This window comes from Rhodococcus gannanensis, assembly GCF_042681175.1.
GTDB classification, from domain to species: Bacteria; Actinomycetota; Actinomycetes; order Mycobacteriales; family Mycobacteriaceae; genus Rhodococcus_G; species Rhodococcus_G gannanensis.
The window spans coordinates 81064-97367 of the sequence record NZ_JBHUFB010000001.1 but is presented as its reverse complement, the minus strand read 5'-3'; the positions used below and the strand labels follow the sequence as shown (position 1 = coordinate 97367).

19 protein-coding genes are annotated in these 16304 nt (G+C 66.2%); 10 read left to right on the top strand and 9 right to left on the bottom strand.

All coding sequences use genetic code 11. The features are described from left to right. Positions 1–154 precede the first annotated feature (154 nt). Both ACFSJG_RS00525 and ACFSJG_RS00520 read left to right on the top strand, forming a co-directional pair. A complete protein-coding gene (locus ACFSJG_RS00525) occupies positions 155–1333 on the top strand; it encodes a pyridoxal phosphate-dependent aminotransferase (RefSeq protein ID WP_378483244.1) in 1179 nt (392 codons plus the stop codon). A gap of 7 nt (positions 1334–1340) precedes the next feature. Next, a complete protein-coding gene (locus tag ACFSJG_RS00520) occupies positions 1341–2363 on the top strand; it encodes an AraC family transcriptional regulator (protein WP_378483243.1) in 1023 nt (340 codons plus the stop codon). Between the two features lie 27 nt (positions 2364–2390). Here the strand turns inward: ACFSJG_RS00520 and ACFSJG_RS00515 are convergent, their stop codons facing one another. Continuing rightward, entirely contained in the window at positions 2391–2819 is a 429-nt protein-coding gene (locus ACFSJG_RS00515; protein WP_378483242.1) for a VOC family protein, read from the bottom strand. A 127-nt stretch (positions 2820–2946) separates the two neighbouring features. On the opposite strand from ACFSJG_RS00515, the gene ACFSJG_RS00510 reads away from it, so the two are divergent. Both ACFSJG_RS00510 and ACFSJG_RS00505 read left to right on the top strand, forming a co-directional pair. Further along, entirely contained in the window at positions 2947–3603 is a 657-nt protein-coding gene (locus tag ACFSJG_RS00510) for a HEAT repeat domain-containing protein (protein WP_378483241.1), read from the top strand. Between the two features lie 15 nt (positions 3604–3618). Continuing rightward, the gene (locus ACFSJG_RS00505; RefSeq protein ID WP_378483240.1) at positions 3619–4638 is read left to right on the top strand and encodes a MerR family transcriptional regulator; all 1020 of its coding nucleotides are present in this window, start codon (positions 3619–3621) and stop codon (positions 4636–4638) included. On the opposite strand, the gene ACFSJG_RS00500 is transcribed toward ACFSJG_RS00505, so the two are convergent. Further along, a complete protein-coding gene (locus ACFSJG_RS00500; protein WP_378483239.1) occupies positions 4626–4769 on the bottom strand; it encodes a hypothetical protein in 144 nt (47 codons plus the stop codon). The two genes, ACFSJG_RS00505 and ACFSJG_RS00500, sit on opposite strands and share 13 nt — an antisense overlap. A gap of 130 nt (positions 4770–4899) precedes the next feature. Here ACFSJG_RS00500 and ACFSJG_RS00495 point away from each other — a divergent pair, with 130 nt between their 5' ends. Then, complete coding sequence (locus ACFSJG_RS00495) at positions 4900–5556, top strand: alpha-ketoglutarate-dependent dioxygenase AlkB (RefSeq protein ID WP_378483238.1); 657 nt, start codon at positions 4900–4902, stop codon at positions 5554–5556. Here ACFSJG_RS00495 and ACFSJG_RS00490 read toward each other — a convergent pair. The 6 genes from ACFSJG_RS00490 to ACFSJG_RS00465 form a co-directional block, all read right to left on the bottom strand. Further along, positions 5522–6622, bottom strand: a complete 1101-nt coding sequence (locus ACFSJG_RS00490) for a 3-deoxy-7-phosphoheptulonate synthase (protein WP_378483237.1) — start codon at positions 6620–6622, stop codon at positions 5522–5524. The genes ACFSJG_RS00495 and ACFSJG_RS00490 overlap by 35 nt on opposite strands. A 403-nt stretch (positions 6623–7025) precedes the next feature. Beyond that, entirely contained in the window at positions 7026–7154 is a 129-nt protein-coding gene (locus tag ACFSJG_RS00485; protein ID WP_378483236.1) for a hypothetical protein, read from the bottom strand. Between the two features lie 137 nt (positions 7155–7291). Next, positions 7292–8368 carry a hypothetical protein gene (locus ACFSJG_RS00480; protein ID WP_378483235.1) on the bottom strand — a complete coding sequence of 359 codons (1077 nt, stop codon included), beginning with the start codon at positions 8366–8368 and terminating at the stop codon, positions 7292–7294. Between the two features lie 54 nt (positions 8369–8422). Beyond that, positions 8423–9415 (bottom strand): ABC transporter substrate-binding protein, encoded by a 993-nt coding sequence (locus ACFSJG_RS00475; protein ID WP_378483234.1) that lies wholly within the window; start codon positions 9413–9415, stop codon positions 8423–8425. A gap of 38 nt (positions 9416–9453) precedes the next feature. After that, positions 9454–10254, bottom strand: a complete 801-nt coding sequence (locus ACFSJG_RS00470) for an ABC transporter ATP-binding protein (RefSeq protein ID WP_378483233.1) — start codon at positions 10252–10254, stop codon at positions 9454–9456. A 36-nt stretch (positions 10255–10290) separates the two neighbouring features. After that, on the bottom strand, positions 10291–11142 hold the full coding sequence (locus ACFSJG_RS00465) for an ABC transporter permease (RefSeq protein ID WP_378483232.1): 852 nt from the start codon (positions 11140–11142) through the stop codon (positions 10291–10293). A 156-nt stretch (positions 11143–11298) separates the two neighbouring features. On the opposite strand from ACFSJG_RS00465, the gene ACFSJG_RS00460 reads away from it, so the two are divergent. The 5 genes from ACFSJG_RS00460 to ACFSJG_RS00440 all read left to right on the top strand — a co-directional run bounded on the left by ACFSJG_RS00460 (position 11299) and on the right by ACFSJG_RS00440 (position 14734). Then, entirely contained in the window at positions 11299–12189 is an 891-nt protein-coding gene (locus ACFSJG_RS00460) for a LysR family transcriptional regulator (RefSeq protein WP_378483231.1), read from the top strand. A gap of 153 nt (positions 12190–12342) precedes the next feature. Then, a complete protein-coding gene (locus tag ACFSJG_RS00455; RefSeq protein WP_378483230.1) occupies positions 12343–13569 on the top strand; it encodes a CaiB/BaiF CoA transferase family protein in 1227 nt (408 codons plus the stop codon). Then, the gene (locus ACFSJG_RS00450) at positions 13566–13934 is read left to right on the top strand and encodes a YidH family protein (RefSeq protein ID WP_378483229.1); all 369 of its coding nucleotides are present in this window, start codon (positions 13566–13568) and stop codon (positions 13932–13934) included. The genes ACFSJG_RS00455 and ACFSJG_RS00450 overlap by 4 nt, the downstream gene beginning before the upstream one ends. Continuing rightward, entirely contained in the window at positions 13931–14266 is a 336-nt protein-coding gene (locus tag ACFSJG_RS00445; RefSeq protein WP_378483228.1) for a DUF202 domain-containing protein, read from the top strand. The genes ACFSJG_RS00450 and ACFSJG_RS00445 overlap by 4 nt, the downstream gene beginning before the upstream one ends. A gap of 144 nt (positions 14267–14410) precedes the next feature. Next, on the top strand, positions 14411–14734 hold the full coding sequence (locus tag ACFSJG_RS00440) for a GNAT family N-acetyltransferase (protein ID WP_378483227.1): 324 nt from the start codon (positions 14411–14413) through the stop codon (positions 14732–14734). 330 nt (positions 14735–15064) lie between these two features. Here ACFSJG_RS00440 and ACFSJG_RS00435 read toward each other — a convergent pair whose 3' ends face one another. Then, positions 15065–15949 (bottom strand): Vgb family protein, encoded by an 885-nt coding sequence (locus ACFSJG_RS00435; protein WP_378483226.1) that lies wholly within the window; start codon positions 15947–15949, stop codon positions 15065–15067. Between the last annotated feature and the right edge of the window lie 355 nt (positions 15950–16304).

Here is a 16304-nt window from a genome sequence, read left to right as displayed (position 1 = left end):
ACGTCTCCTGTCGTCGTCGACCGATGCCTGATCTCGGCGCCTTTCACATCTCAGACGAGACAGCTCCGACGAACGTGACAACGTCGGCCGACGGCGTGTCGCCACCGTTCGGAGCGGTCGAAGCCGACGCTACGACGGCCGATAAGCTGTGGCAATGCCCGCCGACCAGACCGTGGAACGACTCCGGCCGTTCACCTCGACGATCTTCGCCGAGATGACGGCGCTCGCCGTCCGCACGGGGGCGATCAACCTCGGGCAGGGATTCCCCGACACGGACGGCCCCGCGGCGATGCTGGAGCGGGCGCGGGACGCGATCGCGGGCGGACTGAACCAGTACCCGCCGGGCCCCGGCATGCCGGAGTTGCGCGCGGCGATCGCCGCGGATCGAGACGCCCGGTACGGCCAGAAGTTCGACCCCGACCGCGAGGTGCTGGTGACGGTCGGCGCGACGGAGGCGATCAGCGCGACCCTCCTCGGCCTCGTCGAACCGGGCGAGGAGGTTTTGCTGATCGAGCCGTACTACGACTCCTACGCCGCCTCGGTCGCCCTCGCGGGCGGTGTCCGGCGCACGGTGCCGCTGGTGACCGACGGCACCGGTTTCGCGCTCGACCTGGACGCGCTGCGGGCCGCGGTGAGCCCGCGCACCCGGATGATCGTGGTGAACACACCCCACAACCCGACCGGGACGGTGCTGTCGGACGCGGAACTCGCGGCGATCGCCGACGTCGCCGTGCGCAACAACACGCTCGTACTCAGCGACGAGGTGTACGAACACCTGCTGTTCGACGGTCGTACCCACACCCCGATCGGGATGCTGCCCGGCATGGCGGAGCGGACGGTGACGATCTCGAGCGCGGCGAAGACGTTCGCGGTCACCGGATGGAAGACCGGATGGGCCTGCGGGCCTGCCGAGCTGATCGACGCCGTGCGCGCGGCGAAGCAGTTCATGTCGTTCGTCGCGGGCGGCCCGTTCCAGCCCGCGGTCGCGTACGCGCTGACGAACGAGATCCCGTGGGTGACGGCGCAGCGGGATGAGCTGCAACGCAAACGGGACGTGCTCGGACGTGCGTTGTCCGAGGCTGGTTTCGGCGTGCGGGACAGTGCGGGAACGTATTTCGTCTGTGCGGACATCTCGCCGTTGACCACGTCGACGGACGCCCTCGAGTTCTGCAGGGCACTGCCCGAACGGATCGGTGTGGCAGCGGTGCCGGTCAGCGTGTTCGCCGATCACAAGGAGCCATGGAATCAGCTGGTGCGCTTCGCGTTCTGCAAGCGTGACGAGGTGCTCGCCGAGGCCGCCGCGCGGCTGCACGGACTTGCGGGGCAGTGGTGATCCCGCGATGAGCGGTCGCACCGTTCCAGCCGACTTCGTGCGCCGTGTCGCGATGCTGGCGGCGGGAGCCGGGTTCGACATGGCAGCGCCACTGTCGGCAGCAGGAATTCCGCCCGCGGTGCTGGAAGCCAGTACCAGCGGACGCATCACCCCTGAACAACTGACGCGGTTCACGCAGGCGGCCTGGCGCCTGACCGACGACGAACTGTTCGGCCTCGGTGGCGCACCGGTTCGGCGCGGAACGTTCCGGGTGGTGTGCCTGACCCTGATCCACGCCCCGGATCTCGGGAACGCTCTCGAACGCATGGCGGACGTGATTCGGGTACTGCCGGGCCTGTCGCCGCTGCGGTTGGAGTTCGGACCCGAGACCACGGTGCTGCACGTGGCGATGCCCGACCGCGACCCGTCGGTGCCGCCGGAGATCGCGCTCGCGGCCGATCAGCTGCTCACCGACTTCATCCTCATGCTGCTGCACCGGTTCGCGGCATGGCTCGTGGGCCGCCGCGTCAAGCTGGCCTCGGTTCGGCTGCCGCATCCCGAGCCGGACGCGACACTCGCCCGGAGCTACGACGCGATCTTCGGTGTCCCGGTCAGCTTCGGCGCCGAGCACGCGTCCATCGAGTTCGACAACGCGATCCTGCGGGCGCCCATCATCCAGACCGAGGAAACCTTGGAGGAGTATCTCCGGGAGTCGCCGAATCTTCTCTTCTCCGAACGGGATTACGACAGCACAGCCGCGGCGCAGGTCCGCAAGGTCCTCGAACGCGGCTCCGCGGGCCGGGTCGCGACGGCGGAGGACATCGCGGAGATGCTCTCGATCAGCGCGGCACACCTGCGGCGGCTGCTCCGCAACGAAGGCACCTCACTCAACCAGCTCCGCGAGGAGGTGCTGCGCGACGCCGCGATCTCCGGCCTCGCACGTGGCGACTCGGTGGACGAGCTGTCGGCGCGGCTCGGGTTCTCCGAGCCGAGCGCGTTCCGGCGCGCGTTCAAGCGCTGGACGGGGACGACGCCCGGCGCGTACCGCTGACAGCGGGCGGTACTGCGTCAAGTCAGGTCAGGTCAGGCAGAACTCGTTACCCTCGGGGTCGGTCATCGTGATCCACCGGAACGGCCCCTGCTCGGCGTGGTGCAGCACCGCCGCACCACGTTCGACCAATCCGTCGGCGACGGCCTGCCGCTCCTCGTCCCCGACCTGGACGTCGAGGTGCATGCGGTTCTTGACGGTCTTGCCCTCCGGAACCAGCTGGAACAGGAGTCGAGGCCGCTCGGGATGGTCCGGGTCCCGTAGCGCGGCGCCGACCTTCCAGACCAGGACGCCGTCGTAGACGAGGGTGTCCTCCTCGCGGGCACGGCCCGCGGCGACCAGGCCCCGGATCATCTCCTCGTCGCTCGGTTCGACCTCCCAGCCGAGGGTCTGCGCCCACCACTTCGCCTGGTCGTGGGGTCGTTGCGAATCCACTGTCACCTGAAATTCGTAGCCCATGTCCGGACGGTACCGCCGGGCCACGACATCTTCAGGACACGAGTGTGACGCGCTCGACGCGACAGCACCCCTTGACCTTGACACAGTGACAGGGCGTTGAGTGATGGGCGAAGGAGGTGGTTCCACGATGAACACCACACGTCACGATCAGTCGAACACCCCGCTCGCTGCCGCCCTGGCGGGCACGAACCCGTCGGGCCGACTGCGCGCCGCCCTCACGGCAGGCACCCAGGGCGATCCCGGGCTGGTGGAGACCCTGGTCGCGCGGTGTGCGGTCGAACCGGACTTCTTCGTCCGCGACATGCTCACCTGGGCTTTGTGCCGCATGCCCGCGGAGCGCACGGTGCCCCGACTGCTCGCCGAGCTCCGGTCCGACACCGCGCAGGCGCGCAGTCAGGCGCTGCACACACTGTCGAAGATCGGCGATCGTCAGGCGTTCGCGCCGGTCACAGCGCTGCTGCACGACACGGACGACGAGGTCGCCCGTAGTGCCTGGCGGGCTGCCGTGGCCCTGGTCCCGGCGGGTGCGGAGGGCACGCTGGCCGCCGACCTGGCCCCGGCGCTCGCCCGCGGCGACCGCGACACGAGACTGAGCCTGAGCCGTGCGCTGACAGGTCTCGGGGAGTCCGTGCTGCCGGTGCTCGACGCGGCGGCTGCGAGCACCGACCCAGCCGTGCGGGCGCACGCCGAGGCCACGGTACGGCTCTACCACGACCCCGACAGCGGATTCACCGACTCGCTGGAGCATGCGACACGGGTCGCGATCACCGGGCCGGGCGAGTAGAGACGGGGGCGGCGGATGTTGATCGGTGAGGTGGCGCAGCGCTCGGGCGTCAGCGCTCGGATGCTGCGCCACTACGACCGGTTGGGGCTGGTGAGCCCGACCGGCCGGACCTCCGGCGGGTACCGCGAGTACTCGGAGGAGGACATCCGACGCCTCTTCCACGTCGAGAGCCTGCGCACGCTCGGTTTGTCGCTCGACGACGCGCGGCGTGCCCTGGACGAACCCGGTTTCACCCCCGCGGACCTGGTCGGCGATCTCATCGAACTGACCCGGCAGCGGATCGTCGCCGAGCAGGAACTTCTCACCAAGCTGGAGCGTGTCGACGCGGCCGGTCCCGCCGAGTGGAGCGACGTACTGCGGATGGTCACGCTGCTGCGTGGCCTCGAATCCGAGTTCGGGGCGCGCCGGCAGCAGGCGATCCTGTCGCAGGACGACTCGGCGCAGATGCCTGCCTCTGCCCTCGCCGCAGCTCTGCTCGCCGAGAAGGATCTCAATGTCGCGGGCGCGCTGCAGTGGTCGCTGGCGCGGACGCCCGGGCACGGCGTGGCTGCGTTGGAGGCCGGGCTCGATTCGGCGGACGTCGTGGTCCGGCGCAGGGCGGTCGCGGCGATCGCGGCGGTGCCCACCGCCGAAGCGGCGGCAGCTCTGCGACGTGTGTTGGACGACCCTGACGACACGGCGCGCGCCCGCGCCGCCCTCGCTCTCGGCTCACGCGGAAGCGCCGACGCGGTCCCGTTCCTGCTGGCGATGGTCGTCGAGGGGCACCGCGACGTGGAAGCTGCGGAGGTGCTCGGACACCTGACGGAGGTGTCGGCGTCGGCACAGGACATCGTCGCCGCCATGCAGCACACCTTCGACAACACCGGGGAGACGGCCGTCCGTCTACGAATCACGCAGGCACTGGCCGAGATTCCCGGGAACGCGGCGCGCGATGCCCTGAGTCGGTTGACGGCCGACGAAGACCGGACGATCGCGGTGACCGCAGCGACGATCCTGGAGTCGCGGCGCCGGGCCGGCGGCGCTCAGAAAGGCTGACCGAACAACACCGCGATCAGCTGCAACGGCATCGTGATGAAGGACGCCCCCACGAACAGCGCCGAAGCCAGAGGATCGCCTGCCAGGTATCCCTCGCGGATCCACTCCAGTGCATCTGCCGCAGAACCCATGTCCCGTTCCTCCCCAGTCGAGTGCGATTCACCTGGACAGTCGTTCGTGACGCCTGGCGCGTTACGCCCTCGAACAACCCTCCCACGCACGAATACGAACAGATGTTCGATGATCGCGTAGGATCGCCCCATGGAGATGGGCCTGCAGTCGTCGCTGTTCGACGATCCGACCGCCGGCACCCGGTTCGCGCCGATCGGGGGGTCGGTGCGGCGACGCCATCTGAGTGCGGGCGCATGGGTCGACGTCCTTCCCGGGTGGCTGACCGGCTCGGACGCACTGCTTGCCCGTCTCGTCGACGGTGCTGCGTGGCGGGCGGAACGCCGGCAGATGTACGACCGGGTCGTGGACGTGCCACGGCTGGTCGCGTTCTACGACGAGGCAGCGACGCTACCCGACCCGCTTCTCGACGAAGCCCGGCATTCGCTGAGTACGTACTACCGTCGCGAGCTGGGCGAGCCGTTCGCCACGGCAGGGCTGTGCCTGTACCGGGACGGGAACGACAGCGTCGCCTGGCACGGAGACACCATCGGCCGCAGCGCCACCGAGGACACGATGGTCGCCATCCTCTCGCTCGGCGCCGCGCGGCCGCTGGCGTTGCGGCCTCGCGGTACCGATGCAGGGCACCGCCCTGGTGGCGGCGAGGTCCTCAAGTTCGCCCTCGGCCACGGCGACCTCGTGGTCATGGGCGGGTCCTGCCAACGGACCTGGGAGCACGCCGTCCCGAAGACCACGCGACCCACCGGCCCGCGGATCAGCGTGCAGTTCCGGACGCGCGGCGTGCGCTGACGGCCTCGGCGAGCCGGTCCAGTTGTGCGGCGGTGGTGTTCCAGTCGATGCAGGCGTCGGTGATGGACTGGCCGTAGGTCAGCTCGTCGGCCTTGCCGAGGGTCAGGTCCTGGCGGCCCGCCTCGATGAAGCTTTCCAGCATGATGCCGACGACACCCTGCTCGCCACCCTCGATCCGCGACGCGATGTCGGTGACGACGTCGACCTGACGCTCGTGGTTCTTCTGGCTGTTTCCGTGGCTGGCGTCGATGACGACCCGCTCCGGCAGGCCCGACTTCGCAAGGCGCGCAAGGGTGTCCGCGACGGACTCGCGGTCGTAGTTCGGGCCGGCGCTGCTGCCGCGCAGGATGACGTGGCAGTCGGGGTTGCCGACCGTACGGATCAGCGCGGAGTGCCCGTCGAGATCGGTGCCCGGGAACACGTGACTGGCCCCGGCCGCACGGGTACCGTCGACGGCGACCTGCACGTCACCCTCGGTGGAGTTCTTGATACCGACCGGCATCGACAGCGCGCTGCACAGCTGACGGTGCACCTGACTGGCGGCGGTGCGGGCACCGATCGAGCCGTAGCTGACCAGGTCCGCGATGTACTGCGGGGTGATCGGGTCGAGGAACTCGCACCCGACGGGCAGGCCCAGTTCGGTGATGTCGACGAGCAGCTTGCGGCCGCGCCGCAGCCCGGTGTTGATGTCGAAGGTTCCGTCGAGGTGCGGATCGTTGATCAGACCCTTCCACCCGAGGGTGGTACGCGGCTTCTCGAAGTACACCCGCATCACGACGTGCAGGTTGTCGCGGTGCTCCTCCGCCTTCGCGGCCAGGCGGCGGGCGTAGTCGAGCGCAGCTTCGGTGTCGTGCACCGAGCACGGGCCGACGACGACCATCAGGCGGTCGTCGGCGCCGGTCAGGATGTCCACGGTCGCGCCTCGGCCCGCGCGTACGGTGGCGGCGACGCCGTCCTCGGCGGGATGCTCGGCGCGGATCTCACGCGGCGCGGCGAGCGGGGAGATCGAGATGGTCCGCTGATCATCGAGATCACGGGCGGTGTCGGTCAAGAGAGTCATCGTCATCCTGTTCGTGGTGGCTGTCGAAAGTGGCCGACCCAGGAGACTGAATGCACCTCGCGAGCCGGTCGTGTCCGGCTCGGGGTGGAAGTGTCAGCGCGCGTCTACGCCGACCGACCCACCCGGGGCCGGCCTCGTAAACCAGAAATATGCACGCTGCATGTCGGCCACTGTAGCAGGCGCCGCACAGCGAATGTGAATCGCCAGGACAGTTGACCAATTGACAAGACGGTTGGCCAGTGGTCATCACAGTTGGCCAATTGACAAAACAGTTGGCCAAGCGCATCAGAGCTCGATGCCGAGCGACCTCGAACCGGTCGCGTGATCCGCCACCGCTGTAGACGCGCCAGCACTGCACCGGGACTCCCCGAGATGACGCTACGGCGAGTTCCCAGTGCAGTGCGGTCATTCAGCTGAAGGCAGCCAGGGCCCCGACAAGGCTGAGGGCGGCGCCGAGGCCGACGACAACCGTTCCGAGGCCACTGACGACCGGCTGGACCTGCTTGATCAATGCGAGATCTGCTTCGGACGAACCCATTATCTTCTCCTTCATTCCTGCCCCTTCGGCGCCGCGCCGAGGGGACTTGTCTGTGTTGGGCCAGAGCGAGATGGCAACTTCCTCGCCGTCCACGACTGCATGTCGCCTGGCTTCGACCCTCGCGGGGCGCCCTTGATTTACGCCTGGGAGACGTTCACCACGCGGGCAACTGGATTCTCTGGATTCTCGGCACCCTCCAGGTACCGGGCCAGGACGAAACCTTCTCGATGCCCGCAGGTGTCCAAGTAGTTCGTCAGCTCCGGCGATCCACCGACGTGGAAGACAATGCTGCCGTCGCTTTCCTTCACCACGTGGTGGTCGTTGATGCTGGTGACGTGGTCCCGGAACTCGAGTGACTCGAACCAACGATTGAACAGTTGAACTCCGAAGTAGCGCCCCTCCACCGCGGGGAACCTCAGCTCGAGACTCTCGCCATCCTCGAGGGAGAACCACCCCATCTTGTAGTGGTTCGACGTCGTTCCGAAGAATTGGGCGGCCGCCTCCCCCGACAGCTCGGCCACCGCGTTCGGGCGCGCCGCGAGGCTGGCGACGAGAGCTTCCAGCCGGACCTTCGTGACACCCAATCCGTGTGCGATGCGGGCAACCGAGTTGGCGAGGTCCCCGGTGTCGAGGGGAGGCCGCGCAGCAACCTGTTGACCGACCAGCTCGATTGTGAACCTGGCCTGTTCTTCCTCGGACCGCGTCTTGTGATACTGGCGTGCAACAACTTCGACACATCGGTCGTCGAGTTCGATCCCGTGGCGCCCCGCGAGATCGGGTGAGAGCCACACTTCGAATGTGCCGTCCGCACGCATGTGCTTGTCGTCGATGACGATGTTGCCGGCGAAGCGATCGCTCGCACCTTTTCGGTTGACGATGAACGCAAGGTAGGGAACCGTTCCGACGGTTCCGGAGATTCGGTAGGTGAGGCTGCCGTCGATTCGGCAGGAGTCGTAGTCCACGTCGACACCGTCGCCGTAGTACTTCCGAGTTGTGCTCGTCACGCGCCAGAACTCCGGCCGCAGCGGGTCGCTCTTCTCGATGTGATTGTCGGCGAGGTGCCCGAGGAAGCGAAGGGTGTGACGCAGCCCTTCTGCCTGATCGAGGCTGTCCCCGGTCGACATTGCCGACTCACCGAATGCGCGGATCTGTTCTGCGAGATCGTTCCACGCGGTAGCGAGCCGTGTCGATTCCTCTGTGTCCACTGTCGTCACGTGCATTCCTTTCCGTTGGTTGTTGGTTTTCGAACCGGATAGTTCGGTGCGTTGTCAGGAGCAGGCGTGAACACTGCTCTCGAACGGCGCCTTGGCGGCATCGGGGCCGAGCACCCACTCGGCGTTCTTCTGCCACCGCCCGGGGTCGATAGTGTTCGACCACAGGGTGTGCTCGGCGTCGTAGATGGGAGTGATGTCGGCCGCCGGTGCGTTCATCACCTCGGCCAGGATCGCGATGACCGTCTCCCTGTTGGCCGGGTCGGCGATGTATGCGGTGGCGTCATTCATCGCGGTGCAGAATCGACCGATCGTCTGTGGACTGTTCGCGGCGGTGGTCGCTGAGGTCATGAAGAACCCGCCGTACCCGTACTCGCCGATCGGGCCTGCCGACCCGTCGCTTGCGTCCGCGATGATGGTGAAGTCAAGGCCCTGCTGCCGCATCGCCGTGAGAGTCGAGGGTGAACCGACGAAGGCATCGGTTTGCCCCTGTGCGAACGCGGATGCGTTGGTCACGCTGGGGCCGACCGCGATGAAGGTGACGTCGTCCGGGTTGACGCCGGCATCGGCGAGGACCTCCCGCGCAAAGGCTTCGCTCGCCGAACCGCGTGCCGTGACCCCGATCTTCTTGCCCTTCAATCCAGAGACGCCGTTCTCGGCGACATCTGGTCTCCCGGCGATCAGGTAGTTCAGGTCGATCGCCGGCGCCAGGGCCATCAGGTCTTGGCCGTCACGGATGGCGGGCAGGGCGGACTGTGGCGCGGTGATGGCCACCTGTGTCGAACCGCCGATCAGCGCCGCTGTGAGTTCGGGTCCGCTCTTTCCCGCGATGGTCGAAACGTCGAGCTTGGCGTCGGCGAAGAAGCCCTGGTTCTGTGCCACGATCGCGGGCAGGGACAGCGAACTGTTCGGATAGATGCCCAGGGTCAGGGACGCGGTGCCGTCGACGTCTCCTGGATCGAGACTCGCCTGCGAGGTCCCGCAAGCCGATGCTACGAGGACCGTTGTTGCAAGGAGAGCTGCTCCTGCCAGCTTGTGAAATGACTTCATGTCTTACCTCCAGCAGAGTGTGGCGCGTTGGTGGGTTGTCAGCGCAGTCGGTCGCGAAGTAGTTCGACGAGTTCGAGGTAGCGGGCGTCACCGGTGACGAGTTCGAGGTCCCGGGGGCGGTCGATACCGACCTCGATGTCCTCGAGGATGTGTCCGTTGCCCATCAGGATGATTCGATCGGCAAGCGCGATGGCTTCGCCGAGATCGTGGGTGACGAACAGGACGCTGCGGTCGCGATCGGACTGCCACAGGCGGAGGAACTCGTTCTGGACCGAGAGTCGTGTCTGTGCGTCGAGGGCCGCAAAGGGTTCGTCCATCAGCAGCACCGCCGGGTCCAGAGCCCAGGTGCGTGCGAGTGCGACGCGTTGCCGCATTCCCTGCGACAACTGCCACGGCCACAAGTTCTCGGCATCGGAGAGGTGGACGGCGTCGAGCCATTGGCGTGCACGCTGTCGGCGTTCACTGCGAGGAATCCCGCGCAGTTCCAGGCCGTACTCGACGTTTCGACGGGCGCTTCGCCATGGCAGTAGGGCATCACGAGCAAGCATGAAACCGAGGTGGCCACGGGCTTCCCGCGGGGGCTGGCCGACGACCTCAACCGTTCCGCGCGTGGGTTCAACCAGGCCAGCGACCATGTTGAGCAGGGTGGTCTTTCCGCATCCGCTGCGTCCCACTAGCGCTGTGAACTGTCCTGCAGGGATCTCCAAGTCGATGTCGGACAAGACGGTGCGGGTTCCCCCGGCGGGATCCGGGAAGTCGACGCCGACGGACTGGAGGCGTATCGCGGCCCGCGACGTGGTCACGGGGCTGGTGGTGCTGAATGGGGTTGCACTGGACATGATTCTCGAATCCTGTGATGGGTCGGTGTGGGTTTCTCAGCGGTCCGCGGGTGGCTGCCAGCGCAGCAGTTTGCGCTCGAGCATCCCCATCAGCTGGTTGAGTGCGACAGCGATCAACGCGAGCATGATCAAGATTGCGTAGACCGCATCCATTCGGAACGTCGCGGAGTACGACGCGACGAGTTGTCCGAGACCGTCGCGGGACGAGATCAGTTCGGAGCCAATCACTCCGAGCAGTGAATAGATCAATCCCAGTCGTAGGGCGGAGAAGATGGCCGGGGTCGCCACGGGCAGAAGGACCTTGAGGAAGACCTGGTGCTTCTTGGCGCCGAGGATCGTCGACAGCCGCAGCCATTCGGCGTCGGTCGATCGCACGCCGGCCCGTGCGCCGGCAAGGACGATGAACACCACGAGCGTCGATGCCAGCGCGACCTTGGCGGACATGTTGATGCCGAACGCGACGATGAACAGTGGTGCGAGTGCGATTCGCGGCATGGCATTGATGGCTTCGAGGAAGGGGGTCAGAACCCGCTCCGTTCGTGGCAACAGTCCCAGGGCCACACCGGCAGCGACGCCGACGGCACCAGCTACGACCCAGGCGGTGAGGACTGCGGCCATGGTGGCCTGCGTGTTCGTCCACAGCTCCCCGGAGGCGACTGCACCTGTGAAGTAGTCCCAGGCCTGGCCCGGAGATTTGGCGAGGACGGGATCGAGCCATCCTCGGGTCGCACTGAGGTCCCAGAGTGCGAGGAGAGTCAGCAGCAGCGCTACCTGCGCGATACGGACCAGGATGGTCTCCCGTGAAGGACGCATACGCAGGAGAACTCCGTTGCGGCGTCTTACTTCGGGGTGTGCGGGCACTGTGCCGACGAGGTCGGTCTTGGCCATGGAAATACTCCCAACGAGCAGGTGAACCGAGCGTTCAGATGTGCGAACTGCTTCTGTGTTGTGGTCCGGCGACGCACCAGCAGTGTGACCGAGGCTACAACGAATGATGTAAAGACAAAACTGCCAATTACACGTTGTTGTATATAGTCACTGCCTATGGAACGTCGACATCTCCAGTACTTCCTCGCCGTATCTGACGAAGGATCGATCTCTGCGGCGGCGCGAAGTCTTCGTTTGAGTCAACCCTCGGTCTCCCAGGCCATCCAGGAGTTGGAGTCCGAACTCGAGTGCCAACTCTTCGTGCGGGGCCGCGGCATGACTCTGACCTCCGGGGGCCGCGCCCTGATCGGCCCCGCCCGCGCCGCACTGAGGGCACTGGATGCGGCACGGTGGGCGGCCGCATCGATCACCGAACTCAGGTCCGGAGACCTCGACATCGGCAGCGTCGTCCACCTTGCGGTCGATCCACTGGTCGGGCTTCTCGCGGACTATCGCGTGCGGCATCCCGGTATTCGGATCCGGGTCAGTTCGGTGGGGGCCGGCAGTCGCGGCTTCGATGCCCTCTCGCGCGGCGACATCGAGATCCTTCTGGGGGAGTATCCGCCGCCGGCTACCGGCTACCAGGTCACTCCGATGGGACACCGGGAAGTCATGGTGGTCTGCCCGCCGGGCACTCCGCTCCCGGACCGGCCGTTTCGCCTGGAGGAAACGCAGAGCCGGGACTGGATCGCCGCGCTGACCCCCGGCGTATACGGGCGCAAGCACCTCAATGACCTGCTGGTGGAGCGGGGACTGAACGAACTCGTTCCCGTTCTCGAAACAGCTCATCGACACTCGATCGTGCCACTCGTCCTCGCGGGGGTCGGATCGGCCATGCTCTCGCGCGCGGAAGCCGAGACGGCAGCCTCACTCGGGGCCGTCATCCGGCCACTGGACGCCGATATCCCCACGGGCTACGCCCTGTATCACCGCCCGGACAATCTCTCGCCCGCAGCGCGAGCCTTCGTCGTCCAGACCCGGCAGCATGGCGAGAACGCAAACCTATAGGGATTGGCTTATGTGGTAATAGGATCATTTGGTCTTAACGAATGAGTTGGCTGGACGTATCGTCGTGTCATCAACGAGCAGGAAGCGCTCCCCTGCTGACGAACCCTTCCTGCGCCTCGCGCACACTCTCTCCATGAGATCGGATGACACACAATGGGACAGCGCCCACTCGACGGCATTCGCGTAGTCGACTTCGGTCAGTTCGTCGCTGCACCGGCCGCGTCGCAGACATTGGTCGAACTCGGCGCCGACGTGATCAAAGTTGAACCCCTGACAGGGGACTGGACCCGGTCCGGAACCTCGTTCGGCGAAGCTATCCTCAGGGCCCACAATCGCGGAAAGCGTTCCATAGCAGTCGACTTGAAGAACCCCGAAGGCTTGGCAGTCGCCGAACGACTGATCGCCGACGCAGACGTCGTGATACAGAACATGCGTCCCGGATCGATGACGAAGCTCGGCCTCGGACCCGACCGCGTCGCGCAGATCAACCCCAGAGCGATCTACGCGACAGTGTCGGGGTTTGGGCTGCACGGACCCTCACGTGATCGCCCCGGGCTAGACATCGCGGCACAGGCCGAGAGCGGGCTGATGTCGATCACTGGTGAACAGGACGGGACCCCGCTACGAGTCGGCACCACCATCATCGACACCGCGACGGCCCACGTCCTGACCGAAGCAATCCTCGCCGCCCTCCTCGATCGCGAACGATTCGGGCGGGTCGCCGCAGTGGAGGTATCACTCCTCGAAGTCGCCCTGCACCTTCAATCTCCCGAGTGGACGTCCTACGACCTGACCGGCATTCGCCCCACCCGCCGCGGCAATGGTCAACCCGGGGTTGCTCCCGCAGCAGACCTCATCGAGACGGCCGATGGCTACATCGTCGTCTCCGGCTACGCTGCCCCTCACTGGCTACGCCTCTGCGAGGTCATCGAACGCCCGGACCTGGCCACCGACCCAAGATTCCGCGACAACGATGCGCGGGTCGAGAATCGGGGCGAACTTCTGCAGGAGCTGTCGTCGGCGCTTCGAGCTCGCACGAGCGAGGAATGCGTACAGCTGCTGGCCGGCAACGGGATCGTCGTGGGCGCGGTACGCGACTACGACCAGGTGAGGGCCGCCGCAGACATCGAGGCAGCGCAGATCTTCTCCACGGGGAAGGACCAGGCCGGGAATCCGTTCCCGGTCGTGCGGATCCCCTTTCTTCTCGGTGAGCAGGTCGACGGTGCGGCACTTCGCGTGCCTGATCTCGGCGAGCATTCCATCGAGATCGCGGAATCGCTCGGCTACACACAGGAAAAGGTGGCCGCGCTGGTCGATGCTGGCGTCGTCGGTGCGACGTGGGCGGTCGAGGCACCTCCTACAGTTCTGAACCAATCGTGACGGCGGGTCCGAAGTTGACCCGGTCGAACGGGTTGCGCGCCGGGAGCGATCCCGACCCGCGCTTCTCCCTGGCCAACGAGCGGACGTTCCTGGCATGGATTCGCACAGTCCTCGCGATCATCGCGGGCGCCCTGGCGCTGGAAGCGCTCGGCGACACCATCGTGTCGTCCGGAACCCGTTCGATCCTCACGCACGTTCTGCTTGCCGTCGCGGTGCTCCTGGCCATCCTGGCCTGGCGGCGCTGGTACCGGGTCGAGGTCGCGCTTCGCCTCAAACGGTCACTGCCGTTGCCGAAGGAACTGCTGGCCCTCTCGTTGCTCCTTGCCTCCGGCGGCATCATCCTCGCTGTCACCCTGCAGGCATGAGTGCTGGACGGGACCACGGTCGGTTCACTCACGACGACCCCGGGCTTCAACCCGAACGGACCACGCTCTCATGGTTGCGCACCGCGTGTGCAGTGCTGATCCCCTCCCTGCTGCTCGTGCGTATCGGCGACCCGGCACTGACGGTTCCATTGGTCGCGCTGTTCACCACCGCCGTCACGGGCATTCTGGCCACGGCTATGCGGCGGCACCCGTCACGAGTGATCGACTTTCGCAACAACATCTCCGTGCCCGCCGCCCTCCCTTCGGCGGGCCTCACCGGGGTGGTCGTATCCCTCGCAGTTGCCGCCCTCATCGCGATCAACGCGACGTGATTCCTACCCCATCGACAGCTGCTATCGGCTCGTGAAGATCACCAGTTCCATCGGATGCACGAATCGATCGCTACCTGATTGTGGCCGCCGAAAGCGTCTGCATGCTGCGGCCTTTCAGCGTCGAGTCGATCGTGTGCGGTTGACATGAACTATGTGTCCTGGACGCTGCCGCCGGGAACACGTCGTCGACGACAGCGAAACCGGAGAGCAGCTCGCGTACGCCTGGGTGGTCACCGACGAGGCCACGTTCGCGTGGCTGTGCGATGTTTCGTCGACCCCGGAACGCGCGGGCGCGGTATCGGCAGGCTTCTCATCGCGGGGGTGGTCAACGACCTCGCCCCATTAAGACTGAAACGGACAGTGCTCGCGACCGCCGACGCCCACGAACTATACGAACAGTACGGGTTCGTAAAGATCGACCAACCACGCATGTGGATGTCACGCTCGGGTCCACTTTCGTTCAGCTAAGCAAGATCTACAAACAATTGCCAACTACCCTGACGACGGTAGACCGAAAGTATCGCCACCCTAGCTGTCACACCGCAGGTCAGAGTGTCGGCACTTGCCAACTACGATGACGGTTCACAGCGAATGTGAATCGCCACGATTGTTGGCAATTTGCCAGGTAGCTGTCGTAGCGGGACGAACCTCGATCCGCGTGGTGCAGACTACTACGCACGCGGCAGCGCCTTCGACGGCAACATTCTCGAGGCCGGCACCGGCTCCACCAGCGACACTTCCGTGCCTTATGGCGGGCTGGAGCCGTCGTAGGTGAGTGCCAGAGTCTGTTTACCCCGACTATGGCGTGATACGGGCAACGGCGCCGGTTTCCAGCGCCGCCCACACCGCGCCGTCAGGGCCGACGGTGATGCCGTGTGGTTCGGATGCCGGTGTGGGGAGGTCGTATTCGGTGACGACGCCGGTCGGGCTGATCCGTCCGAGCCGGTTGGCACCCCACTCGGTGAACCAGCAGTCGCCGGAGGGCAGCGCGGTGATGGCATGCGGTTTCGCGGTTGGGTCGGAAAGAGGGAACATCCGCATCGCACCGTCCGGAGCGACGTTTCCGATCCGACCGGCGGCGATATCGACGAACCACATGGTTTCGTCTGCGCTGCAGGTGATACCCACCGGCGCACCCGGGCCGGGAAGCGGATACAGCGTGATCTTGCCCTTGAGGTCGATGCGTCCGACGGCGTTGGCCTGGTTGAGGGTGAACCACAAGGCGTCGTCGGGACCGCATACGACCATGGACGGCAATGCGCCCCGCACGGGGAGTTCGAAGCGCGCGATCCGGCCTTCTGGGGTGATCCGGCCAATCCTGCCGGTGTTCATCTCGGTGAACCACATAGCCTCGTCCGGGCCGGCGCATATCCCGAACGGCCCGCTGCCCGAAGGCAATGCGAACTCCGACATGACCCCCTCGGTGGTGATGCGTCCGATGTGATCATCACCCGATCGAGTGAACCACAATGCCTCGTCCACACCCGCGGCGATTATGGTCGGTCGACTCCCAGTTGGGTACCGCTCGACAGCACCATCGACGGTCATGCGGGCAATCTCGCCACTATGGACCAGGGTCAGCCAGAGCGCGCCGTCTGCGCCCGAGGAAATTCCGTAGGGACCCGACTTGGCGTCGGTCACCGAGAACTCCTCGACGACGCGATCGTCGACCCGATCCGCCACTGACATCCCCCTTCCCTTCGCCATTCGGTGTTCGGACGGGCAATTTCGCAGCCCACCCCGGCGGCGTTCCTGGTCCCCGAGGCTACCGACCCGTTCGCAATTCGCAACGACATTCCGGGCGTTCGTCCGACTCGGATCGGCCATTGCACAGTGAGAGGCGCCTCGAGGCGCCGAGGCACGTCGTCGTGCACGGTGCGCCAGAGGTGTTTCGCGACTTGCCGTTTGAGGGAATCACCTCGTTTCACGAGAGGTCTCGCCCGCCGACATCTTGCTCAGGTTGACGAACTCACCCGTCGCGGGGTTGCCGGGCCTCGGCGAAGGCGACGATGTGGATCGCGGGCGGATGGGACCGAAC